Origin of the sequence: Methanoculleus taiwanensis, assembly GCF_004102725.1 — an archaeon.
Lineage (GTDB): Archaea > Halobacteriota > Methanomicrobia > Methanomicrobiales > Methanoculleaceae > Methanoculleus_A > Methanoculleus_A taiwanensis.
This window is the reverse complement of record NZ_LHQS01000001.1, coordinates 629,205-652,248: the sequence shown is the minus strand read 5'-3', so window position 1 is coordinate 652,248 and position 23,044 is coordinate 629,205. Positions and strand designations below refer to the sequence as shown.

Here is a 23,044-nt window from a genome sequence, read left to right as displayed (position 1 = left end):
GGCGGCCGGAGGGATAACCTTTCCGCCGCCGATCACTCGTAGCGGAGTGCTTCGATAGGGTTCAGCTGCGCCGCCTTCCAGGCGGGATACAGCCCAGCGATGACGCTTGCCGCGATGCCGAAGAGAACGCCGAAGACGATGTACCCGACTGCGGCGGGGCTTAAGGCCGCCGCCCCGTCCGTCGCGACGTACCCGGTCAGGAACTCCGCGACCGATGCACTGACGTAGAACCCGACGACCGCACTGACGAGTCCGCCGACGATACTCCCTGCGACACCGAGTATCAGCGCTTCGTAGAGGAACATGAACATCACCTCGCGTCTCTCCGCGCCGATGCTCCGCATCAGCCCGATCTCCCGCGTCCGCTCGGTGACGGAGATGATCATTACGTTGAGGATGGAGACGCTCGCGACGAAGAGCGATACCATGCCGATGCCGAGGAGGAAGACGTTGATGGCGTCCCACGTATCGTAGTAGATCTCCAGGATCTCCCGCGAATCGAGAACGTCTACGTTCTCCTCCCTGCGGTTGAGCTGCTGCTCGATGGCGGCCTTCACCCCTTCGACCTCGTCGAGGTCGGCGACCTTCACGACGACCTGGCTGTACTCCTGCTCGCCGTGCCGCTCGGTATACCACGCCTCGGTGACGATGACGGCGTAATCGGGATTGATATCGATCCCCATCCCCCGCTCGGCGGCGATGCCGACGACGCGGACGCTCTCACCCCCCACCTCGATGCGGCTCCCCGGATTCAGGTCGAACTCGTCCGCCAGGAGCGAACCCACCATCACGCCCGAGGAGGTTGCCTGCGGGTAGAGCCCGGACTCTTTCTCGAGCAGGAAAGGGATGTCGTCCGCCTGCAGCACGTACAGCTGGGCATACCCACCCTCGTCGTCCACCGTTAGCCGTTCCGATGTCCGGATCATGGGAATGACGCGGTTCTGCCCGACGGCCTTCTCGATCTGCGCCACATCCCGATCGGAGATCCGTGAGGCGAGGGTGTTCCTGGGATCGAACGGGTCGCCGCTGGATGCCGCGAGGTGCGGGGTGACGAGCACGGTATCGCTCACGTCCGAGACCAGCCCGCCGACGAGCGCCGAGAGGCTGGTGCCCATGATCCCGAGGGAGGCGACCGCGATCACGCCGATGATGATCCCGACCGTCGCAAGCCCCGAGCGGACTTTATGCCGCTTCAGGTTCCGCACAGCGAGGTTGAAGAGGATCGTCCGGTACCCGTCAGTCATGCCGCATCGCCTCTATCGGCAGTTGCTGCGCGGCCTTCCAGGCCGGGTAGAACCCTGCAGCGATGCTCGTTGCTATCCCGAACAGCATCCCGAAGATGACGAACCCCACGGCCGTTATATCGAAGACCGTAAAGTTCTCGCCGAAGGTGGTTCCGGCGGTGAAGACCCCGACAGCGGCGACGCTGATGAAGTAGCCGCCGACGGTGCTGAAAACCCCGCCGATGACGCTCCCGATGACCCCGAGGATCGCGGCCTCGTAGAGGAACATTACGAGCACCTCACGCCGCAGGACACCGATGCTCCGCATGATCCCTATCTCGCGGATCCGTTCGGTCACCGAGATGTACATGACATTTAAGATGTTCACGGCGGCGACGACGAGGGAGATCCCGCCGATACCGACAAGAAACGTCGTTATCTGCCCGTAGATCTCTTCGTACTGCTCTAAAAGCTCCCGGGAGTCGAAGATGTCGACCGTCTCCTCGCGCCGGTTGAGCCGGTCGTCCACCGCATTCTTCACGGTATCAATCTCGGCGACATCGCCGACCCGGATAATCACCATGGAGTAGTCGTCCCCGGTGCCGAAGTGGCTCTGGTACCAGTCGGACGGCACGACGATCGCGTAATCGGGGTTAATGTCGGCGGCAAAACCCCTTTCGGCAAGGATGCCTGCCACCCGCAGATCCTCGCCGCCGATCGTGATCCGTGCACCGGGCGCTATGTCGTACTCGTCGGCCAGGTACGTCCCGACGAGCGCTCCCGGTTGGTTCTGCCGCGGGTACTGCCCGTCCTCAAGTTCGAGCAGGACCGGGATATCCTCGGCGTCGAGCCCGATTATCTGGGCATACCCGCTCTCGCCGCCGCCGAAATCCACCTCGTCCGCTCCCTGCAGCACCGGGATCACCCGATGTGGGCTCACCACCCGCCTGATCTCGTCCACCTGCCTGGCCGGAATGGAGGCGTCCACCGCCGTCCGCGGGTCGCCGGCAAAGGTATCGCCGACGGCGGTATGCGGCGTTATCACGACGGTGTCACCGACGTCGGTGATGAGGTTCGCGACAAGGAGATTGATGCTGTTGCCCATGATCCCGAGGGAGGCTATGGCTATCACGCCGATGACGATCCCGATGATCGAGAGTGCCGAGCGTATCCAGTGCCTTTTCAGGTTCCGAACAGCGAAATTGAAGAATATCATACCAGTCTGCCGTCCACGATCTGGATATGGCGGTGAGCGTAACCGGCGACCTTCGGGTCGTGGGTGACCATGACGATCGTCTTGCCCTCGGCGTTCATGCTGCCGAGGAGATCCATGATGGCGGTCCCGGTCTTCGAATCCAGGTTGCCGGTCGGCTCGTCGCAGAGCAGGAGTTCCGGGTCGTTGACGAGCGCTCGTGCTATTGCCACCCGCTGCTGCTGGCCGCCGGAGAGTTCGCTCGGTTTATGGCTGAAGAGCTCCTCCTCGAGGTCCATCGACCGGAGCACCGCGAGCGCCCGTTCCCGGCTTTTGCTCCGGTTCTCGGTCAGCACCATCGGGAACTCGACGTTCTCGAAGGCGGAGAGGAGCGGGATTAAGTTGAACTGCTGGAAGATAAACCCGATGTGGTTTCGCCGGAGCCGCGTGAGCTCGTCGTCGCTCATGCTCCCGATCTCCTCGCCGTTGATGTAGATCCGCCCCAACGTCGGGACATCGAGGCAGCCCATCAGGTTGAGGAGGGTGGATTTCCCCGACCCGGAAGGGCCCATCACCGCGATGAACTCGCCGGGCTCCACGGTGAGGGTGACGTGATCAAGTGCGACGACGTCGCCGCCGGGAAGCCGGTATATCTTCGAGACGTCGTCGAACCTGATGACGGGCTCACCGCTCATCCTCGTCTCCGCCGGAGGAGGTAGTACCCGGCGGCCGCGGCCGCGACCACCACCACAAGGGCGACGATTATCGGCAGGAGCGGGAGACCTCCTTCGTCCTCCGCCGCGGTTCGGTTCTCGAGCGCGATCATGCTCTGCTCGGTGTAGAGGTTCCCGTCCTCGTCACGATACTCGACGACGAGCGGCACCTCCGAGACGTTGCCTTCGGTCTCGAAGGTCACCTCGAAACTCGAAAAATCGTCCGGGTCGAGTGTGCCGACAACGTAGACCCGGAACGGATCGGTCGGCACGGCCGGAGCGGCGCTCGTCACGATCACCGATCGCGCTGTATCGAGACCCGCGTTCGTCACGTCGCCCGTCACCCGGTAGAGATCTCCGTCCAGCATCACCTCGATGTTCGTCAGGACGGGATCAGCCCGTATCTTCCCTTCGCCGAGGCTGACCGGGAGCGGCAGGATCGTCTCATGCACGTTCCGGCCGTTCTGGTAGACGACCCTGAAGGTGAGGTTCGTCGACTCCTGCGGGGTGATGTTGAAAAGCACCTGCGCGGCCCCGTCCGGTGCGAGCGTCCCGATAAATGCGCTCGAGGGTATCGCCGTAAAGCCGGTTCCTTCAGGGACGACCCGGACACCGGTCACCGCACTCGAGCGGGGATTCCCCACCCGCACCGCGACGTCGGCCTCCCGGCCTTCCGAGAAGGTGTCGGGCCGGTCGACCACCGCCGCCTGCAATTCGGTGCTCTCCACCCGCACCGGGATCGGGTAGCGGAGGCTGCCGTCGTCCCGGAACTCAAGGACGAACTTCGGGTAGTAGGTGCCGTCTGGGGCGTCCGCCCGGACGGTGAAACTGAACTGCTTGGTGTTCCCGGCACCGATATCCCCGACCGACGGGTAGGGGTCGCTCAGCACCACGACCCCGTCGCCGTAGAGGCGGGCGCGGCTGATAGCCACGGGCTCGGGCCCGGTGTTCTGCACCGTTACGGTGAGAATTCCTTCGTCCCCCCGCATCAGCACCGGCGGGTCGAGGGTAAAGGAGGTTACCGTCACGTCCGCAGGCGCCGCAGACGCCGGGACAGCCAGCAGAAGAACGGCGCAGACAATACACAGCACCGTTATCCGAATTCCCCTGCCGCTCCGAATAGTCGTTACTCCCATCAGGTCGTTCACCATATCACACTCCACGCTCCTCATCTTCCCCTTGTCATATCGGTTGATAGCCTTTTGCAGACCGGAGGGGGCAGGCGCCGTCATCCCTCTGCAGACGATAGTTCGCCGCAGGGCCACATGAGGATTGTCCCGTACATGTACGGGTAATATATACCCCGGCCGCCCTCATCTGATCATGCGCAAGCTGATCGTCGAGCTCCGCCCGACCCTTTCCATGCCCGACGCCCCGGCTGAACTGCAGGAGAAGCTGCGGGAGTGGAAGCGCGTCTTTGAGCGGATCGAGTCGGTCTCGCTCCTCGAGATCCTGAAGGTGGACTTCGAGCGGGGACTGAAACTCATTCTCTGCGAGGTCATCGTCGCAGACGGCTACTCCATCGGGGATATTACCATCCCGGGAGTCATGGAGATCCTGCACGTCATCAGGGTGCAGGGTCGGGCACATACCTGCCTCATCCGTGGCCAGGCGCATGACGAGTTCTTCCGCCGGAAGATGCAGGCGTTCGACCTTGACCTGATCTGGACGACGCCGATCACCAAGTCGCCGGACCGTATCGTCTACTCGTGCATCGGCGACGAGGCGAACCTGCAGAAGTTCCTCCGCCTCATGGAAGCATACGGGGAGGTTCTGAACGTCAGTTTCCAGCCGGTGACCTACGACGGCCGCGATATCCTCGGGTTGCTGACGGAGCAGCAGCGCCGGGTGCTCCTCGCCGCGAAACGCTCCGGCTACTACGACTATCCCCGGAAGACCAGCGGCGGCGGGCTCGCGGAGGAACTCGGGGTCAGCAAAGCCACGGCTATCGAACATCTGCGGCGTGCGGAATCACGGATCATGGCGATCCTTCTCGCCGGACACTGAGGTGCCGGTGCAATAGCTTTTGGGAGAGCAGAACCTACCAGCTACGTACTGTCCCTTCGGACACGGCGATACGAAGGAGATCCCGCAAGGAGGAATAGAACTGACTACGATCTACATCATCGGACACAAGCAGCCGGATACCGATAGTATCTGCAGTGTCATCGGCTATGCGGAGCTCCTGAACCAGACGGAGTCCGATACCTACGTCGCTGCCCGGTGCGGCGAGGTGAACGCCGAGACCCGTTTCGCCCTCGCGAGGTTCGACGCAAAGCCCCCGCTCTATATCGCGAACATCGAGCCGACGGTATCGGATATTCCGCTCGATACCCGGAGCGTCCAGGCGGACGTGCCGACGATCGACGTCGCCGCCATGATGGATACCTACGATATGCGGAATATGCCGATCACCGACGAAGCAGGCACCCTCCTCGGCCTCGTCAGCGAGTACGGTCTCGCCCGGTCGTACGTCCGGAAGAACCCCCACGAGCAGCTCTCGCTGATCCCGATGAAACTCGAGACCCTCGCCCGGATCCTCGACGCCCGGATCATCACCGCCGAGCGCCCGACGCTCGGCGAAGGCCGGGTCTACACCGTCATCGACGCATTGCACGTCACCCTCTCCCGGATGACGCCGGACGATATCGCGATCGTCGGCGACAACGAACCCGCTCAGCTCGCCCTGATATCGGCCGGGATCGCCGCGATGATCATCGCCGAAGGAGCGCCCGTCGGCGAGCGGGTGATCAAGGCCGCCCAGGCACGCTGCGTCTCGATGATCGCAACCACCCTCGACGCCTTCTCGGTCGGGAAGATGATCAGCCTCTCGCTCCCGGCGGAGATGATCATGGAGAAGACCGACCTTCCCATCGTGCGGATGGAAGACTCGCTCGAGTACGCGAAGCAGGTCGTCTCGAACTCGAAGTTCAGGACGGCCTGCGCCGTCGGCGAAGGGGAGAAGCATATCGGGCTCGTCTCCCGGACGACGCTGATGCAGTCGGTGCAGAAGTCCGTGATCCTCCTCGACCACAACGAGTACTCCCAGGCCGTCGACGGGATCGAGACCGCCGATATCCTCGAGATCGTCGACCACCACCGGCTCGGCGCGATATCGACCCTAAAGCCGGTGAAGTTCCTCAACGACCCCGTCGGGTCGACCTCGACGATCATCACGAATAAGTTCATCGAGGCGGGGATAGAGCCCTCCCCTGCCGCGGCAGGCCTCCTTCTCTCCGGTATCCTCTCCGATACGATGGTGATGAAACTCTCGACGACGACAACGGCGGATACGCGGGCCGCCCGGTACCTCGCCGACCTTACCGGGATCGATCCGGTCGCGTTCGGCACCGAACTCGTCGGGAAAGGGATGGAACTCGGGTCGCTGTCGCCGGAGGAACTCCTCACCCGGGATATGAAGCGCTACAACCTCTTCGGGAAGAGCGTGATGATCGCGCAGGTGATGGTCTCGACCTTCGAGTACTCTGAGCAGAACGCCGATCTGATCCGGCAGAGCCTGGAACGGCTCCGGAGCGCCACCGGCACCGACTGTTTCCTCGCGCTCTTCACGAACGTCTTTGAGAACGCGAGCGATCTCTTCGCCGCCGGCGAAGACGCCTGCCTCACGAAGCTCGCCCTTCGCGACCAGCCGGTGCGCCTCGAAGGCGTCATGTCCCGGAAAAAAGATTTCCTGCCCCAGTTCGGGCAGATGTTCAGGAATCTCTGAGCCGTGGGCATCAGAGATCTTCTTTTCTCTCTTTTCGGAGCAACTCGGCGGCGTAGCGGTTGAGCCAGTAGATCCCATCGGTCGACGGGTGAATCTCGGCGAAGGTGTCGAACTCCTCGACGGTGATACCCCGCCGCATCAGGAAACCGAGGTAGGAGATTAAGAGCGAGGCTCCGGGTGCCGCCGCAGCGGCGCCGACGATCCGGCCGGTCGCGGGGTCGACCCGGATCTCCGCCATCCCGGTCCAGCCCGAAGCGACGTCCCAGAACGATCCCGGCCCGGCGGGAGCAGGCGAGGAGAGGGCGAGCCCGTCGTCTCCCGGCGCCGATACGGAGGCGAACTCGTACCCGAGCTCGAGAGCCTGCGGGACGGTGGCGTAGTCCATGGCGACGTCGCGCCCGAGGATGTTGTCGGCGGCGACGACCCCCTCCCGCCGGGCTACGGGCGTTAAGTAGGGCGGGCCGATGACGTCACCCGCCGCGTAGACACCCGGCACGCTCGTCCGCATGTGGTCGTCCACGATTACGTTGCCGAGTGGGTCTTTCCGGATGCCCTGCAGGAGCTCGGAGCGGGGGGCAAGGCCGGTCGCAAGGAAGACGGCGTCGACCGCAAGCCCGGTATCGCCGTTTGCCGTCTGCATCTCCACCGACCGGACGCGTCCGCCGCCCTCGATCGAGAGCACCCGGGCGTTTTCGTGGATGGCGACCCCGGCGAGGTCGCGGAGGACGGCGGTGCGAAACCGCCCGTCGATCTCTTTTAAGAGTGAGCTCCTGGCGATCAGGTGCACTTCAGAGCCGAACGCCCGGAAGATCCGGGCGAACTCCGCACCGACAGTGCCGCCCCCGATGACCGCGATCCGGGCGGGTAGGTCCGGGAGCTCCCGGAAGGTTTCGTAGGTGTAGACGCCGGGAAGGTCGGTGCCGGGGATGCTCGGGAGCGCCGTCCGTGACCCGGTCGCCGCGACGACGGCCTCCGCAGGTGCGGGTTCGTCGTCGATGTAGGCCGTCCGCCCCTCGAGGCGTCCTTCGGCGCCGTAGAGGATCTCGACGTCGGCTTTCCGGGTCTCCACGTCGAGGACGGTGCCGAGTTTCGTCTGGATCTCACGCATCCGGGTCATCATCGCCGGGAACGAGACCCGCGGCGCGGCATCGAAGATACCGAGGTCGTGCATCCGCCGCGAGCGCTCGACGAGCCTCGCCGCATCGGCAAGGGCGCAGACGACCATGCACCGGTCGTGAAGGCACTGCCCTCCGATCGCCCGCTTTTCGACGAGCCTGACCTCGCGGCCGGCCTCTGCAAGCCGCATCGCCGCGATCCGCCCGGCAGGCCCGCCACCGATAACGACGATCATGGTCTCACAGAAGCTCGACGCCCTCGTCCATCGGCATGGCGAGGATCTCTCCGCTGTAGGCGTTGACCTCGACGATCCGACTCCCGCCTCGGACCTGCCAGACCGGGATGTAGACAAGTTCCATATCGACGGTTACGCTGCCCCGGTCGGGCTTTAAGATCTTCTCCTCGTAGAAGATCGCGTCGCCCTTCTCCTGCCGGAACCGCACCCGCTGGGTCAGGTTCTCGACGATCTCGCGCCGGAGCTGCTCTTCGGCGTCACTCTTCTGGATCCGGGGCTGGAGCACCTCGGAGCCGAACGGCACCGGCGAGACGGCCGCGTCGCGCATGTCCATCTCAGCCCGCAGGCCGTTTATCGCGTTGACGATGCCGGCACCTTCGGAGTCGAACGAAACCAGTTTGTCCTTGATCGCCCGTTCACCGGTGCTCGCGTACCGGTAGTACCAGTGCGGAATGAACTTGCACTTGACCGTTCCCTGCACGCCGGCGATCCCGATAGCCCGCTTTTCGTTGACCTGCACCGGGAGGTGCAGGAGGTCGGGACCCGTGAGGGTGTCGTCGTCCCGATCGGCCTTTGGCGTCTCTGCCCGCTTCGGCACTGCCGGTTCGGGCTCCGCAAGGTCGAGGTCGAGCCTTCTGCCGAGGAGGTGCGCCCGTGCCGCTTCTCCGGCGTACTTCGCAAATTCGTCGGCACCCCAGCGGATACAGTTCCCGGTCCGCACGCTCCCGTCGAGCGTGAAGAGGAGTTTCCTGCAGACGAGGTTCTCCCCATCGACGCCGAGGTTGTAGGTCGTCCGGTCGAACTCGTCTATCTGATCCGGGTCGTCGGAGCAGAGCACGATAAAAACGTCCTCGTCTCCGATGGCCGAGAGGTCCAGCGGATCGCTCACATCCTCCACGTCGTATCCTGCCGCCGTGAGGATCTGTTTCAGAACGCTCCGCGCTTTATCCCGCATCCCGTTTTCCATCTACCGTACATTGTCGTTATATGGTAGAACTATTTTTCCATGCGTCTCCGGGAGGTGGGTTGACGGGGATCACCGCACCCCCGCCTCCCGGTTCCACTCCCGCACAAGCCGTGCATAACATCCCTCACAGACATTCGCCTGCGCCTCCCGGGAGCGGTAGACCGCCTTCTCCGAATCGCAGATCGTGCACCGCCCGAGATCGACGCCCGCCCGTTCGAACGTCCGGTGGTCGAGCAGGCCGGGCAGGGGCAGGACTTTCGCCGGCGTCTTCGCCTTCTTCAGGCAGGCATAGCAGAGGTACTGCTCCTTCCCCCGCAGCACCGACGACGTCGGCCTGCTGCCGCAGACGTGGCAGGGCTCGTTTTTCGGCACCGGGAGCGGGATGTAGTCGGTCGGGTACACCATGTACAGCGGCGAGGTGCCCGGGTGTACCGGTGTACACCGCGTGGTGTCACCGAGCGAAGGCGATTCCTGAGGAACGGCACTGATTCGAGACTCAAAAGCCGTTTTCGCCCCGACATGTACACCATTCTCCAAAGCACAGACACATGCAGTGTGAGGGGAGAGAGCACGCTGCTTGGACTGTGCCCTCCGATCCTGGTGTACATCAGTACTATGAGAAACGCTTTTTGTACTATTATGAAGAGTATCACCAGATCCCTCCCCGTTTTCGCCTTTTTGAGGGTGGCACCACGCGGTGTACATACGATGTACATCTGCTGCCATGGTGTACCCGTCATCGTCGTCACCATCCTCATCGCCGTCCTCATCGATCCAGACCGCAGCCCCGGCGCTCCAGTTTCGATACAACGCGACGTCGAAGAAGTAATGGTGCTCCCGCCGCCGGACCGTGGTGCCGCAGCCGTCCTCCGTCACCGTGGCGTCGACGCAGCTGACCGCCGGGCACTTCTCAAGCAGCCCTGCGTAGGTGGTGCCCCGGTTGACGTAGCCGTTCATGATACGCCGGGTCTGGTAGTAGGTGAGTCCCATCGCCTGCTGGAGCTGCTTGATGGTGAAGACAGGGGCGCCCATCGCCACGACCGTCATGAGGGCGGCCGCCTCGTTCCTGGTGAGTTTCGTCTCCTGCCCACCGGTCACCCCGTTGAGAGAGGCGTAGAGGTCGGCCGCGGCCTTGAAATCTTCCCGGGTCGCGAGAATGCAGAGATCCCCCGAAGCCGACGGCACCTGCTCGCGCTGCAGGCACCGGAGCAGGGCGTGACATTTAATGAGGTCGAAGAGGATACCGGGGTTTCTGCGGTTCGCGGCGTTCGAGAACTGGATACGGGTCGCGAACGGGATGATGACGTGAACGAGCCGCTCCTTGAGGAGCGTCCAGATCGCCCGGCAGACGTGCACCTCCTCCGCCACCGCCACCGCCCCGGGAGCCCGTGCCTCGCTCACCTTGAGGTGTTCGAGCACCGCCCGATCCTGCTCCGCGGAGTCGTCGATCCAGACCGTCAGCATCCGGTTCGCCACCTGGTCGTCGCCGATATTCTCGACCTTCGCAAGCCACCAGACGCACCGTTCCGGGATGGTGCAGATCCGGAGTTGCCGGTCGGTGGTTACGGTCTGGTGCTCGATCCGTTCCCTGAAGTTCGCGGTGGCCGCCTTCAGGAGTTCCTGCAGGTCGTCGGAGAGCGACACGTCGTCGAAGAGGAAGACCGTGCCGGGGCACAATCGGTTGTTGTAGTAGAGCGCCTTGTCGCTGACCGTGCCGGCGAGGCGGTACTGCTCCGGCACCTGCGCGAGCATCGCCGCGCAGGCGTGCGTTTTGCCCTTGCCGGACTTGCCGGAGATGGCGACGTGCAGGCCTCTGGTGTTTGCGATCGACTGCGAGGCGAGCGACATGATGAGGCATTTCGCCACTGCGGCATCGCCGACGTGCTCCCGGTGGAAGGTGTCGAGCAGGAACCCGAGCGGGTCGCCCTCTTTCAGGACGGCGAGCGCCTTTTCCCGGTACTCGTCCTGCTCCGGTGCAGGGACGGGAGGAGAGGAGAGCTCCCCGCCCCGTGGTTTCTTCTGCTTCGGCTTCTCGAACTGTGCCCGGAGCTCCGGCCAGCGCTGCCGCCCGCCGCCGCAGCTCTGGTGGTGGCACCCGGCGAAGATCGCACCGTTCGCAAACTGGATCGCGAACGCACCGTCCTTGTGCGCCGCCGAGAACGGGCAGTCCTCAAGGACGTAGAGCGTCCCGCCCCGGTAGGGTTTTGCAGACCGGACGGCGATCTTGTGGCCTGCGAGCCAGGCGGCGAGGTCGATGCCGGCGCCCTTCTTCGGCGCCGCCGGCTCTTCTTTCGGGAGCAGTCCGGCGAGGTGCCGTAGCCGTTCCACCGGAACCACTGCGATCTCGTCAGGAACCGCGAGGAACTTCGCCCGCCGGTGCGGCCGCTCGGGGGTGGAATCGCCCTTCCGGGAGACCGTGCCGTAGAGCTTCCAGATTCGGGCGGCGTTGTAGTTCGCGGTGTCGACGGTGACCTTCTCGTTCGAGAAGAGCGCGTCGAGGGTCGCGAGGCAGCCCTTCACGAGTCCGGTCGCCGCCTCGTCGTTCGGAAGATCGATACGGTAGAGGAGGTGGGCGCCGTTCCCGGAGTCGGCCGCAACCGGCGCCGGGAAGCCCTGCTCGCTGAGCCAGGCGGCGATCTTCTCCGCCGTCGCGAGGGCGAGGTCGTGCTCCGCAGTGGTGGACGAGACCCCGCTCGGGCGCACCGGGTCGATGTCGACCGGGAGCCACCGGCGTCTCACGATATCGGTATCGGCCGTCGTCGCGTCTTTCTTCGTAAGGCGCAGCTTGATCCGGTTCGCCCGTCGGGCGAGGAGCGCCGGGTTGACGGGGTTTAAGGTGACGTAGATCCCGGCAACCTCCGGGTCGGCATCGAGCACCGCTGCCCGGCCGGCGAGCTCCGTGCGGTCGTCGAAGTAGCCGGAGTGAACGGCACTCTCCGCGAGCGCCCGCACCTCCACAACGCCGCCCGGGGCGAGCACCTCCACCGCACGGCGGATAGCGTCGCTCATTCCGCCACCTCCGGGGTGGGGGAGGACCCTGCCTCCTTTCCGGCCACCGTGGTGATAGCGTAGTAGTGCCCTGCCGTGCAGGTGACGTGGATCTCGCGCAGTCTCCGTTTGTGCCGGACTACCTCGGCCGCGACCGCGTGGGCGATGAGGTAGAGCGGCACCTTCTGCGGTGCATCTCCCGGGGTGGCGATGCTTATATTGTTGCAGTGCCGAGTACCATTGGCGGTCCGGTGCATCCGAGTGCTGGAAACAATTGGTTGTGCCTGGCTGCCGCCGCAGATTACTTCGTCTTCTCTTCTCGATTCTTTCAGGACAGAGGTGCCCCGCTGCTCTCCGGGGGCTCCGGTATCGTCCATGGGTATGGGTTTCGGTTTCATGCGTTGCCTCTCTGTTGTTTTTCGCGATGCACCGGCGTCCTCCGGGGGAGTAAGCCGTTGTCGTGCACCGCTTGTTTCAGCGTGGGGAGATGGGGGTTAAAAAGGTTCGGGGCGTTCGCTGAATGTGAAAAAAGGCATCATATGAACATTACTGAATCATTTATGCCGGGATTGCCCGGTCCGGGAGGGGAACGGGAGAGGGCTCGCCGGAGACGCGCAGGATATGGATTCGGGTTCACCTCCCGGGAGCTCCGGATATACCGCCGGTGAAGAAGTCCGGGAGACTGCTGCGGGAGAGGGCGGGCATGCCAGTACGGTTTTTGCTCACATTCGATACGGCTTCGTTTAGCACTTCTTTTACTATCCCGGCCATAATCCTCCGTCGTGACGGGCCGGCGGATACCCACCACCCAAAAGCTCCGGCTCTGTCCCGGTCGCCGGGGTGCCGGGTGAACCGGAAGTTTGAGAAGTAGTATCAGGAAGTAAAAACGGATTCGTGAAGAGTTAAGAGGTGAGGCAGATCCTCTCCCCTACTCCTGTACAGGGGAGAGGAGATCATCCCGACAAAAAACAAGACGAGCTTCCCGACCTTTTTGGCAGATAAACACATCAACGTCCAGATCTTTTGCGGTGTCCGGGCACTGCAACCCGCCGCACTCCCACCGGGCTCTGATGGTCTGCACAGTCCCATCCACAGCCAGGATACGCATTTCCCGGATTGCTACATCGGTGAATAGGTCAAGCCGGGGCGTACAGCAATACGTGCTGCCAAGAATGATTGCCCCCTGCAGGGAACTCCAGGCAATCGAAGTTTCTCTCCCCTCATCACCGACCGATACCAGCGATACCGGCACTTTCTTCAGGTGCGTCATGCAGAGGTTTTCCGCCCAGACGCGAACCGTCTCTCCCCGGATGGTATCAATCACAAGCCCCCGGACGCCATCCTCGTCCCAGGCATCTTCGATGGTGGCTCCGACGAATACCGAATCCAAAAGCCGGACATGCTCCTCTTCCACGCCATCACTCCAGCAAAAACAGGCATACCCGGCAGTCCCCTGTAAAGTTGACCTGCTGACATAAAGCTGATCTGCTTATAGTATGGTCATCAGATATGCTCATCAATGTTCTTTTTTGAGATGAGCCCGGACGGCAGTCAGGCCGAGCACGGATGCCGGATGAGCAACTCTTTTCCCTTCCCCGCCGCAATCCTCTCTCGTGGCAGACCGGCGGGTACCCGTCACCCGGAGGGTATGGCGCTCCGTCCTGATCGTCGGGTTCGGCCTGCCGGTGGTCGTGGTACTGGTCGTGGGGGTGCCGATCAACGGAGTCTTTTGAGCGTCTTAGCCTGTCTTTTAGGGATAATTTCACCGTGAGATTTTCGCATTCTTTTTTGTTTCAGACCGCCCAACGTACATTCAAATAGCCCGGTCGATAATATTCAGTGCCAATTACTTAGAGTTCTTACAGAGGTTCAACAGGATGAAAACTCAGAATGCCAAGCCTTTTTTGAAGTGGGCTGGTGGAAAAGGCCAATTACTCAAGGAATTTGAGATTAGACTCCCGGAAGAGGTGAGAAAAGGCCTTACCAATACATATGTCGAACCATTTGTGGGCGGGGGAGCCGTATACTTCTATATCAATAATCAATACCAGTTTGACGAATGCCACATTTTTGACGTAAATGAAGAGCTCGTACTCGCGTATACTGTTGTCAAGCATGATGTTGAGGAACTCATTGAGATCCTAAAGGACGTAGAAACCACATACCTGCAGCTGGATACCGAAAAACGGCAGGAGTACTTCTACGAAATCCGCAACAAGTATAATGAGTTCAAAACCTCGATTCAGCCGCAGAAGTACAACAAAGCATGGATCCGGAGAGCAGCAGATCTCATCTTCCTGAACAAGACCTGCTTCAACGGTTTGTTCCGGGTCAACTCAAAGGGCGAGTTCAACGTTCCCTTTGGTCGACATAAAAAGCCCCAGATACTGAATCAGGAAATATTGCGGAACGATTCTGCTCTCCTCGAAAACACAAGCATCCATCTCGGTGATTTTTCAGACTGTGCTCGGTACGTTGATGAAAAGACGTTCGTTTACTTTGACCCGCCATACCGGCCACTGAACCAGACATCAAGTTTTACCTCATACTCCAAAGACAGATTCGGAGACGAAGACCAGAAACGCCTCGCCGGATTCTTCCACGAACTTGACGCAAAAGGGGCAAAGTTGATGCTGAGCAACTCGGATCCGAAAAATGAAGATCCGAATGATCACTTCTTTGAAGACCTCTATCCGGAGTATACCATCGATCGGGTCTCCGCCCGCCGTGCAATAAACTGTAACGGAGAGCGACGGGGCGAAATCAATGAATTAATAATTACAAATTACAAAACCGAAAGAAACGACCTTTCGGTGTTCTAATGGGAAAAAACGATGAGGCTTGGAAGAGCGTCTTTGAAAACCTCAATCTTCTCGAACAAATAAATAGTAAGGGTTTTGTCTACATCACGGCCGATGAGCTCAAAGGGAACAGTGGTGATCGCCGCGAACCTCGTCTGATGGCAAAGCAGGATACCCAGAGTTCGCGGCCGGCTATCTTTAAGCAGCATGACCTTTCAATCTTCCCCGTTGATAATGGCCGATACATTATTTTCAAAGATAACAGCCTGAAAAGTTACTATTCGTATGAATCGTCACTGGATGATGTTCTCATTACCGAATACGTCCCAAAACCCGATATTCATAACTTTAAAACGCTCCAGCTAGGCACGATCTCAAGCGAATCGCAGGCTATCGACTACGCCTATCTCATATCCCTGATTAAGACATTCACAGGTGAATCAGAGTTATTTCTGACGATTCGTGGAAGACTGCGTTCAAACGAGTTTGATTTCCATCTCCCAAACTGCGATCACTGTGTCAGTGTCTCGGGTGTGCAGATCGAGGTGGACGCCGGCTTTGAGAGCCCGGACAAGGTCTATGTCCTGGAAACGAAGATCGGGAAGCGGGATGATTTCCACATCCGGCAGCTCTACTACCCGTATCGGGATTGGTCGATCAGAACGGATAAAGAAGTTATCCCACTGTTTGTTATCTATACAAACGGAATCTTTTATCTAACGGAGTTCAAGTTTGGGGATGCCTTTGGCGAGTTACAGGTTGTAAAGTGCCGGGGTTTCGTCATTAACGAACCCCTCAAGCAGATGCTCAATCTCAACGAGTTGATCAGAACCCTCTCGGTCGCCGACAGCGAGCCTCACGACGTTCCGTATCCACAGGCAAACGACCTTGACAAAGTCATAGACATTGTGACCCGGTTTGATGACAACCTCAATACAAAAGATCTCATCGCCCTTTCTTTCGAGTTTGATGAACGGCAAGGCGATTATTATGCTAACGCTGCAATTTATCTCGGCTTTCTGAAGCGTGACGATGACGAGGAGAAGAGGTTTGATCTCACTCCCCTTGGGGAGGAGTTGCGCCGTTGCAGCAACCGGACCCAGAGAAACTTGCTGTTGCTGAAGCAGATTCTGGCAAAGCCGACCTTCAATGTCCTGATGCGGGATCTGATTCAACGGGATTGTAACCTTGACAGGCTGGACAAAAACCACATTGCAGAAGTCATCCGTGAGAACACCACACTATCCGGCCAGACGGTAGGAAGGAGAGCTTCGACCGTGAAACGCTGGCTCCACTGGATCTGCGACAACATAGAGTTCCAAACCGGGTAAGAGATTCTTTTAGCAATCCTTTTCCCCTCCCCGCCGCAATCCTCCATCGTGACAGACTAGAGCCGGGAGGTAACCGGCATTACCCCGAGGGTCTGACTTTCAACCATAGGCATCAAACTACGTTGGATGTGACGCAAAATGAATCAAAACCGCGACCGTACTGTGTCAAATATCAATATGTATTCAGATAGCCCCACAAAAGGAGCAAAACACTTTAATTTTGAAAGATATATCGAGGGAATTTCGGAAATCATACTGAATAAAGATAATGAAACTCCTTTCTCTATAGCAGTAAATGGACGATGGGGAACTGGGAAAACCTCGCTGATGAAAACCCTCCGTGAAGAGTTGATTAATAGATGTAAAAAAGGCGACGATGATTACAGGAAAATCAGAACAGTATGGTTTAACGCATGGAAATATCCCGAAACCGACGTACTTCTCGCCGCATTATCACTTGAAATTCATGAGCAACTTTCAAATAATTGCGACCGACTTGAGACAGGAGATTTCTTTAAGAAAACGGAAAGATGGATCCACGAACTCATAGACACGGATCGCGTTAGAACCGAAGTGGTAATCCAAGACTTTGTCAGTACTTCACTATCCGCTATCGGAATTTTCAGCGGAATGGGATCCCTTTCAGGACTCAGCCCTAACTATGAAAAATGGGTCAAGAAGCCGATATATAAAGAAAATCCCTCTTTTTACAATGAGTTTAGCAGATATTTACGATGTGTTCTAAGGCGATACATCTGTGGTGAAGAATACGATGACGGTGATTTTGACGACCGCGATGGTGTTCTCGTAATATTTATTGACGACCTTGATCGGTGTCCCCCAGGCGTGGTCACAAACATTTTAGAATCGATAAATTTATTTTTCGACCAAAAAGGGTGTGTTTTTGTTCTAGGAATGGACATCAACCTGATATCAAGGGCGGTAGATTCACGTTATAAACAGCTTGGGCTTGAAGGTGGTCACAGTTTTTCAGGAAGAGAATATATTAAAAAAATGATTCAATTAGAATTCAATCTCCCCGCAATATCAAGGCAAGGCGTTAAGGATTTTATTGAAAAAGAGTTGTTGGTTGGAGAATTAATTCAAGAATATGAAGAATTAATTGTAAATGGACTGGATAGCAACCCAAGAGAAATCAAGCGGTTTTTCAATACTTTAAGCTTAATGTCTGCTCTTGGGAATGGCATCGAAAAAGAAATACTAATAAAGTGGGTTCTTCTGAACTTTTACTCAGAGCCATTCGTACGCGAAATAAAATCAAATTTCGACCTCCTCCTATATTTGCAAGAGTATGCAAGAGAAGCTGAAGGCAAGGATGCAGATGTGTTGTCCAGATTGCCAGAAAATATCCATACACTATTTAATAGTTTCAAGAGCGATGGCAAGACCCAACTGATTTTGCGAACCGGTGATAAGATTTTCACAGACTTCAATCTTGGAAAATGCATTTTTCTAAGTACGGTAGCATCTGAGAACTTTTCTTCACCAAAAAGCGACAAGCAAAGCGGCAATGGCACAGAAGAGAACACGTACATGAGCCTCACCATAACCATTTCCGGAACTGGTGTAGCGTTTACCGGAGAAGAATTATCAATTACAGGCACGTGCACGGCAAGTAACACTCTATATCTGTTTATTATTGGACCAAATCTTCCGCCGGCAGGAACAAGCCTTGAAAACTTAACTGACCCTGTAATTCACGGCAATGAGGATACTTTCACTAGAATTCCTGTGGGTAATGATCAGACTTGGGAATATAAGTGGGAAACATCCACCATCGCCAAACATCTAACGGGAGGAACTTACACAATCTATGCTGTTTCCCAGCCATATGATAAAGAGCAGCTCCATGTCGATTATCAAAAGCGTCCTACTTATTCTACACAATCGTTGGTTATAAGAGTCCCCTATATTACAGGTTCACTTAGTGCATCAGCAGTAGCGCAGGGAAATGCAATAAGGATAACTGGTACCGCTGAAGGCAACCCTTCTCAAATCTACGTATGGACATTTGGACCATATTGTGCAATCAGAGACCCAGTTGGCGTTAGATCTAGTGGCGAATACCAATACACTCTAGGTGGTGCGAAAACACGTGCAATGAATCCGGGTACTTATTTTGTTATAATTCAACATCCAAACACGAACTCAGAACCGGATGTCTTTGAAGAATCCGGGTACATAAAATCTCGATATGATCCAACGGATTCGCATCAGATTTTAAATAATGACCCAAAAGGATCTGCTCTTGCTTTGATTGATTTCCTAACAAGCCCCCAGTGTAGCGATATTTATACAAAACTAACTTTTATTGTGGAAAAACCCTGGCTTTCAATTGATCAATTTGAGGACAAAAGGGTAGATAAGAGTCAAATGAGCATAGTAACATTGAGGGGAGAGACAAATTTAGCCATTGGCACAGAGCTTCTTGTAAAAGTACAAAACATGGATTATTCCCCTCATTTGAAAAAACAGCGTAACAGATTCTCTGGCATGACAGCAACTGTCAAAGTTAAAGAAGGCGGAGAGAACAATCAATGGGAATGCTTATTCGATATTTCGGGGCTTGCTTCAAATCGGTATGATATTGAGGTAGAATGTTTAGAGATGGATATCCGTGTCATAGATTACATCATCATTACCGAGGGACCGGGAAGCTGAGGAATATCACTATTTAGCATATATGCAAATAGATACATTCAATTAATAATTCAATCTTAACTTCCAAACCAATCCACAACCCATTTCCCCTCTCCGCCGCAATCCTCCATCGTGACGGACCGGCAGATAACCATCACCCGAAAGCTCTGGGTCTCCATCCTCGTCCCGGGGCTCGGCATCCCGGCGGTCTCGATGGCCATCGGGCAGTACTGCCTCTCCGGCCCGACATGGTACCCGGCGGTCTGTGCTGCAGTGCTGGGTGTGGGGGGTGCCGGTCTACGCGGTCTGGGTGAAACGGGAGATTAAGCTGCAACTGAAGTGGATGCAGGAATTTGCTTTCCGATTGTTATTTGAGGCATTTTAGGATTACTATTTCAACTTCCCTCTCTGGTATCACATATACTCTTGGATCGGGAGGGGCATGTTCCAGTCTTGGAGTAACGTAATAGTTTCCGCTGTGATAAGAGATTAAGACAAATTCAGAATACTCTTGGAGAGGTCGGAATGATCCATTTTGCGCCTCGAATCCAATGACAATAGTATTTGGCAAATTCCCTTCAACATTCTGAGCCGCATAAAATGTACCAAACGAAGCAACAATTAAAATTGCTAGTACAATAAGAATGTACAACACCCTTAATTTCCCAAAATTACTTTGCTGCCATGTATTTGAAAAAAAAGCCTGACTTATCATTGAAAAGTAAAAGTAAGCTACAAAAGAGGCAATGAAAATTAAAAGCAAGGCAATTGGAAGTGGTTTCCAATGAAATAGGGATATTTGGGTCAAAAAGAAAAGTCCGGCAATGTAGTATAGTAAAAAAGGTATGTTTGACAAAAAGACAATAGTTCTGCTATTTTCTTGAATCTCTAGTACAAAAATATAAGCTGCCACTAAAATAATTGTTAAAACGAGCGGAACGAACCCAAATTGAAAATAATCCTCAGATGAAAAAGAGAGAATACCAGGATCTAGACTCAATCGATGAAAATAACTATCAGTATAAACACGAGCAATACAATAGAGTCCACTCGTGATCACCGCAATTAAAATTGCGGGTTCAACTAGTATCCCTAATGACTTCTCAAGTTTGTCATTGGTTGTCATAGCACTACCGTTTGGGAACGCTAATATCAAGCGCTGCTCTCTTTTTTGATCAGTTTATCAATGAGGATATCCCATAATTATAAGGCCTCTTGAATAAAACCCGAGGTGTATGGCCTTCCGGGAAATCGACGATGATCTCTGGGCAATCATCGAGCCGCATCTCCCCGCTCAGAAACCCCATATTGGACGTCCGCGAACCGACCATCGTGCCATGTTCAACGGTATTCTCTTTGTCCTGACCACCGGCTGTACCTGGAGCGATGTTCCTCGGCAATACGGCACGAAATCGACGGTACACCGCTTTCACCTCTATCTTGCTGAGCACGGCATCTATCAGGACATTTTCCTTGACCTTCTCCGCGCCGGCTATATCCTTCAGAAAATCGATTTAGGGCACTGTTCGACGGATACCAAGGATATTCAAGCAAAAAAGGGGGATCGACCGGTTATGATGGCTATAAGAAAGTAAAAGGGAGTAAACTGAGCGCTTTGGTCGATCAGAATGGTCTTCCCCTCGCCTGCACCGTTTTCCCAGCAAATATCCACGATTCACGACTCTACGAACCAACTCTCGAAGCATTCACGATTCCAGACGTCCAAGATCATCCCACTATCATCTCGGCAGATGCAGCTTACGATTCCCGGGAGATTCGCCAGTACAATCGAGAACGAAGAATCAGGAGCAATATTCCCGTGAATCGAAGATCAAGGAAATATCCCAAGCGGGGAAGGCCATTCTGGTTTGATCCGGAATTGTATAAAAAGCGCAGTGCTGTTGAACGATTTTTCAGCTGGATAGAGGCATTTAAGAAGGTCGTTCCACGATATGAGCGATATGAATACTCATTCTTGGGACTCATCTACCTGGCATGTGCAATGATGCTCTGGAGAGTTATGGGATGACCTCAATCAGATCTCTCGCAATCTCCTTCGAGACGCTATCGACGATATCCTGCTTCATCTTCTCGAGGTCGATCTCCGGCTGCTCTTCTCTCACCATCCCGGCTGTCAGGCAATAGATGATGGCTTCCGGTCTCGTTTAAAATTCGCCTGCTACGACTTTCGCATCAAGCCAACATTCCATTTTGTAGGGCTCCAAAATGTGATGGTTTCTTTTTCAACTACTTCGTGGGAACATCCATTGCCGAAATCGCTTCCTTAAAGTATCATGTTGCAGTGGCAATACAAAAAGCATACCCTCTCCCCGTGACCAAGCCGTTCGCCAAAGAAACGACGAACAGGCGACGAAGACCCCTGCAAGAACGGCCAACCACCACCCCAACCATCCCGCACCCGAACACATCCACCCCCCACCTCCGATCAGCTACCCTTTTTCCCTCGGGGAAGAAAATAAACTACAACCCTTCCCTGCGGAAGATCCCTCTCCCGCGCAATGAAGGAGCCGTGCCGATGAAAGAACCGCTGAAATTCACCAACCACCGCATCGAGGAGTACGCCCTCCAGGTGACCTACAACCCCGAGGAGAACACCGGGAAGATCATCTACAACCTCTCGCTCATCAAAGAGGACGACCTCTCCTTTGCGCTTGCGATGCTCAAAGACGCCCACCGAACCGGGCTCATGGTCAGCGACCGGATCCGGGTCGCGGAGCCCGGCGAAGATATAGGGGACTACACCGTCCCCGACCACGCCCACGCGATCTGCACCATGTGCAGCATCACCCTCGACGCCCTGCTGCTCCAGCGCGGCGTGCCGCTCAACCCCATCGGCGGCGGCGTGGTCGAGATCGACCGGCACGAACCGCGCCGGTTCATCAGCATGCTCCTCTACAAGGACACGACGCTCGATCCCCTTGAGGTGCTCATCTCCCAGGACATCACCTCCATCCGGAGCGTCATGAAGCACGGCAGCGGGAATATCCTCGCGAACATGCGCGAATGCCACATGGAGGCCGAACCGCTCGTCGGAACCGTCCTCGACGAACTCACCGCCAGCGGGTTTTCCGGCATCCTCGACGTCGGCGCCCCGAACGTCCCGCTCCTCGGCGTCCCGGTCAGCCCGCAGTACCTCGGCGTGACGATGGTCGGCGGCACCAACGCCATGGCGGCGATAAAAGAGGCGGGGCGCTGGGTCGTCACCCGTGCGCTCAAAGGGCTGATCGATATCGACGAGATGGGCTACCTCGACGACTACTGATCGCCGAGCGCCATCCAGTCCCGGATATTCGTCCAGTAGCGGTTGAAGAACTGCACGAACCCGGCGGATTCGGAGTAGAGGGCGGAAGGCGCCTCACCGGCCGAGCCCATCCAGACAAGCACTTTTTCACCGTCGACAATAAAGACGCCCGCGTTCTCAAGCGGCATCCTCTTCTCAGCATGCCCGCAGTTCCCGGACTTCATACAGTGGTGGTGGACGTGAACCACCATCCCGTCCGGCACCTCGCCCACACAGGCGTCGGTGACAACCTCGACGGCGACAGGATTCGGGCACGATAGGAGAAGGGGAAGGATCGCGTCCGCCAGGAGATCGTTGTTGACGACCATGGAGATGCTCCGTTTCGCGTTCCGGAAGGCCTCGGCAAGACGGGCGACAATATTCTCCTGCCCGTACAGGCTCCAGATCAGTTCCTGGTCGCCCCGGTCATCCTCGTGCTTCGCCTGGTAGATCGCGACGAGCGCTTCGCGGGCGGCCGCCGCATCCTCCTCGATCCGGTGCATCAGCGTTCCTACCCCCTCGTCGGGCGGCGTCGCGTTGAACCGCCGGGGCGTGGTATGCGAGACGCTGACAAGACCCTTCTGCATCAGCCGATCGAGAACCGGATAGACCGATGCGCGGGGCACGCCCGAGATTTCGTGGATCTCGGTCGCCGTAGCGCCGGCAACCTTGAGGAGCCCGATATAGACAAGGGCCTCGTACTTGGTAAGCCCCAGTGATTTGAGAGATTCGATAATATCTGCAGGAATGTCCCTAGGCTCGCTCATCCCATATGTATATATAATGACG

General features: G+C 57.1%; 20 protein-coding genes. 9 read left to right on the top strand and 11 right to left on the bottom strand.

Going from position 1 to position 23,044, the window contains the following annotated elements:
- Positions 1-32: 32 nt before the first annotated feature.
- The 4 genes from ABH15_RS03310 to ABH15_RS03295 are packed head-to-tail and all read right to left on the bottom strand — an operon-like array spanning position 33 to position 4,279.
- A complete protein-coding gene (locus tag ABH15_RS03310) occupies positions 33-1,244 on the bottom strand; it encodes an ABC transporter permease (protein WP_128692928.1) in 1,212 nt (403 codons plus the stop codon).
- Positions 1,237-2,439 (bottom strand): ABC transporter permease, encoded by a 1,203-nt coding sequence (locus ABH15_RS03305; protein WP_128692927.1) that lies wholly within the window; start codon positions 2,437-2,439, stop codon positions 1,237-1,239. Before ABH15_RS03305 ends, ABH15_RS03310 begins: the two co-directional genes overlap by 8 nt.
- The gene (locus ABH15_RS03300) at positions 2,436-3,110 is read right to left on the bottom strand and encodes an ABC transporter ATP-binding protein (RefSeq protein WP_128692926.1); all 675 of its coding nucleotides are present in this window, start codon (positions 3,108-3,110) and stop codon (positions 2,436-2,438) included. Before ABH15_RS03300 ends, ABH15_RS03305 begins: the two co-directional genes overlap by 4 nt.
- A complete protein-coding gene (locus ABH15_RS03295; protein WP_241647989.1) occupies positions 3,107-4,279 on the bottom strand; it encodes a COG1361 S-layer family protein in 1,173 nt (390 codons plus the stop codon). The genes ABH15_RS03300 and ABH15_RS03295 overlap by 4 nt, the downstream gene beginning before the upstream one ends.
- A gap of 172 nt (positions 4,280-4,451) precedes the next feature.
- On the opposite strand from ABH15_RS03295, the gene ABH15_RS03290 reads away from it, so the two are divergent.
- Positions 4,452-5,135 carry a helix-turn-helix domain-containing protein gene (locus tag ABH15_RS03290; protein WP_128692925.1) on the top strand — a complete coding sequence of 228 codons (684 nt, stop codon included), beginning with the start codon at positions 4,452-4,454 and terminating at the stop codon, positions 5,133-5,135.
- A 100-nt stretch (positions 5,136-5,235) separates the two neighbouring features.
- Positions 5,236-6,855 carry a putative manganese-dependent inorganic diphosphatase gene (locus ABH15_RS03285; RefSeq protein ID WP_394342488.1) on the top strand — a complete coding sequence of 540 codons (1,620 nt, stop codon included), beginning with the start codon at positions 5,236-5,238 and terminating at the stop codon, positions 6,853-6,855.
- 10 nt (positions 6,856-6,865) lie between these two features.
- On the opposite strand, the gene ABH15_RS03280 is transcribed toward ABH15_RS03285, so the two are convergent.
- The 5 genes from ABH15_RS03280 to ABH15_RS03260 form a co-directional block, all read right to left on the bottom strand.
- On the bottom strand, positions 6,866-8,206 hold the full coding sequence (locus ABH15_RS03280) for an FAD-dependent oxidoreductase (protein WP_128692924.1): 1,341 nt from the start codon (positions 8,204-8,206) through the stop codon (positions 6,866-6,868).
- 4 nt (positions 8,207-8,210) lie between these two features.
- On the bottom strand, positions 8,211-9,173 hold the full coding sequence (locus tag ABH15_RS03275; protein ID WP_128692923.1) for a hypothetical protein: 963 nt from the start codon (positions 9,171-9,173) through the stop codon (positions 8,211-8,213).
- Between the two features lie 69 nt (positions 9,174-9,242).
- The gene (locus ABH15_RS03270; protein ID WP_128692922.1) at positions 9,243-12,182 is read right to left on the bottom strand and encodes a hypothetical protein; all 2,940 of its coding nucleotides are present in this window, start codon (positions 12,180-12,182) and stop codon (positions 9,243-9,245) included.
- A complete protein-coding gene (locus ABH15_RS03265; protein ID WP_128692921.1) occupies positions 12,179-12,559 on the bottom strand; it encodes a hypothetical protein in 381 nt (126 codons plus the stop codon). Before ABH15_RS03265 ends, ABH15_RS03270 begins: the two co-directional genes overlap by 4 nt.
- Positions 12,560-13,089: 530 nt before the next feature.
- Positions 13,090-13,551, bottom strand: coding sequence for a hypothetical protein (locus ABH15_RS03260; RefSeq protein ID WP_206633411.1), 462 nt, complete (start codon positions 13,549-13,551; stop codon positions 13,090-13,092).
- 487 nt (positions 13,552-14,038) lie between these two features.
- On the opposite strand from ABH15_RS03260, the gene ABH15_RS03255 reads away from it, so the two are divergent.
- From ABH15_RS03255 to ABH15_RS03240, 4 genes are all read left to right on the top strand, one after another.
- The gene (locus ABH15_RS03255) at positions 14,039-14,983 is read left to right on the top strand and encodes a DNA adenine methylase (protein ID WP_128692919.1); all 945 of its coding nucleotides are present in this window, start codon (positions 14,039-14,041) and stop codon (positions 14,981-14,983) included.
- The gene (locus ABH15_RS03250) at positions 14,983-16,293 is read left to right on the top strand and encodes a type II restriction enzyme (RefSeq protein ID WP_128692918.1); all 1,311 of its coding nucleotides are present in this window, start codon (positions 14,983-14,985) and stop codon (positions 16,291-16,293) included. Before ABH15_RS03255 ends, ABH15_RS03250 begins: the two co-directional genes overlap by 1 nt.
- Positions 16,294-16,470: 177 nt before the next feature.
- On the top strand, positions 16,471-18,975 hold the full coding sequence (locus tag ABH15_RS03245; protein WP_164913619.1) for a P-loop NTPase fold protein: 2,505 nt from the start codon (positions 16,471-16,473) through the stop codon (positions 18,973-18,975).
- Positions 18,976-19,086: 111 nt separating this feature from the next.
- Positions 19,087-19,281, top strand: a complete 195-nt coding sequence (locus ABH15_RS03240; RefSeq protein WP_128692916.1) for a hypothetical protein — start codon at positions 19,087-19,089, stop codon at positions 19,279-19,281.
- Positions 19,282-19,321: 40 nt separating this feature from the next.
- Here the strand turns inward: ABH15_RS03240 and ABH15_RS03235 are convergent, their stop codons facing one another.
- The gene (locus ABH15_RS03235; protein WP_128692915.1) at positions 19,322-20,080 is read right to left on the bottom strand and encodes a hypothetical protein; all 759 of its coding nucleotides are present in this window, start codon (positions 20,078-20,080) and stop codon (positions 19,322-19,324) included.
- A 109-nt stretch (positions 20,081-20,189) separates the two neighbouring features.
- On the opposite strand from ABH15_RS03235, the gene ABH15_RS03230 reads away from it, so the two are divergent.
- The 3 genes from ABH15_RS03230 to ABH15_RS03220 all read left to right on the top strand — a co-directional run bounded on the left by ABH15_RS03230 (position 20,190) and on the right by ABH15_RS03220 (position 22,237).
- Complete coding sequence (locus ABH15_RS03230) at positions 20,190-20,549, top strand: transposase (RefSeq protein WP_128692914.1); 360 nt, start codon at positions 20,190-20,192, stop codon at positions 20,547-20,549.
- Positions 20,477-20,983 (top strand): IS5 family transposase, encoded by a 507-nt coding sequence (locus ABH15_RS03225; RefSeq protein ID WP_128692913.1) that lies wholly within the window; start codon positions 20,477-20,479, stop codon positions 20,981-20,983. Before ABH15_RS03230 ends, ABH15_RS03225 begins: the two co-directional genes overlap by 73 nt.
- A 507-nt stretch (positions 20,984-21,490) precedes the next feature.
- Positions 21,491-22,237: a DUF128 domain-containing protein gene (locus ABH15_RS03220; RefSeq protein WP_128692912.1), complete on the top strand. Its 747-nt coding sequence runs from the start codon at positions 21,491-21,493 to the stop codon at positions 22,235-22,237.
- On the opposite strand, the gene ABH15_RS03215 is transcribed toward ABH15_RS03220, so the two are convergent.
- Positions 22,231-23,022, bottom strand: coding sequence for a TrmB family transcriptional regulator (locus ABH15_RS03215; protein WP_128692911.1), 792 nt, complete (start codon positions 23,020-23,022; stop codon positions 22,231-22,233). The genes ABH15_RS03220 and ABH15_RS03215 overlap by 7 nt on opposite strands.
- Positions 23,023-23,044: the final 22 nt, after the last annotated feature.

Bases quoted from the DNA above. Each gene is read 5' to 3' on its own strand.
- ABH15_RS03310 (WP_128692928.1), bottom strand. From the start codon at position 1,244: ATGACTGACGGGTACCGGACGATCCTCTTCAACCTCGCTGTGCGGAAC.
- ABH15_RS03305 (WP_128692927.1), bottom strand. From the start codon at position 2,439: ATGATATTCTTCAATTTCGCTGTTCGGAACCTGAAAAGGCACTGGATA.
- ABH15_RS03300 (WP_128692926.1), bottom strand. From the start codon at position 3,110: ATGAGCGGTGAGCCCGTCATCAGGTTCGACGACGTCTCGAAGATATAC.
- ABH15_RS03295 (WP_241647989.1), bottom strand. From the start codon at position 4,279: ATGGTGAACGACCTGATGGGAGTAACGACTATTCGGAGCGGCAGGGGA.
- ABH15_RS03290 (WP_128692925.1), top strand. From the start codon at position 4,452: ATGCGCAAGCTGATCGTCGAGCTCCGCCCGACCCTTTCCATGCCCGAC.
- ABH15_RS03280 (WP_128692924.1), bottom strand. From the start codon at position 8,206: ATGATCGTCGTTATCGGTGGCGGGCCTGCCGGGCGGATCGCGGCGATG.
- ABH15_RS03275 (WP_128692923.1), bottom strand. From the start codon at position 9,173: ATGGAAAACGGGATGCGGGATAAAGCGCGGAGCGTTCTGAAACAGATC.
- ABH15_RS03270 (WP_128692922.1), bottom strand. From the start codon at position 12,182: ATGAGCGACGCTATCCGCCGTGCGGTGGAGGTGCTCGCCCCGGGCGGC.
- ABH15_RS03265 (WP_128692921.1), bottom strand. From the start codon at position 12,559: ATGAAACCGAAACCCATACCCATGGACGATACCGGAGCCCCCGGAGAG.
- ABH15_RS03255 (WP_128692919.1), top strand. From the start codon at position 14,039: ATGAAAACTCAGAATGCCAAGCCTTTTTTGAAGTGGGCTGGTGGAAAA.
- ABH15_RS03250 (WP_128692918.1), top strand. From the start codon at position 14,983: ATGGGAAAAAACGATGAGGCTTGGAAGAGCGTCTTTGAAAACCTCAAT.
- ABH15_RS03245 (WP_164913619.1), top strand. From the start codon at position 16,471: ATGTATTCAGATAGCCCCACAAAAGGAGCAAAACACTTTAATTTTGAA.
- ABH15_RS03235 (WP_128692915.1), bottom strand. From the start codon at position 20,080: ATGACAACCAATGACAAACTTGAGAAGTCATTAGGGATACTAGTTGAA.
- ABH15_RS03230 (WP_128692914.1), top strand. From the start codon at position 20,190: ATGGCCTTCCGGGAAATCGACGATGATCTCTGGGCAATCATCGAGCCG.
- ABH15_RS03220 (WP_128692912.1), top strand. From the start codon at position 21,491: ATGAAAGAACCGCTGAAATTCACCAACCACCGCATCGAGGAGTACGCC.
- ABH15_RS03215 (WP_128692911.1), bottom strand. From the start codon at position 23,022: ATGAGCGAGCCTAGGGACATTCCTGCAGATATTATCGAATCTCTCAAA.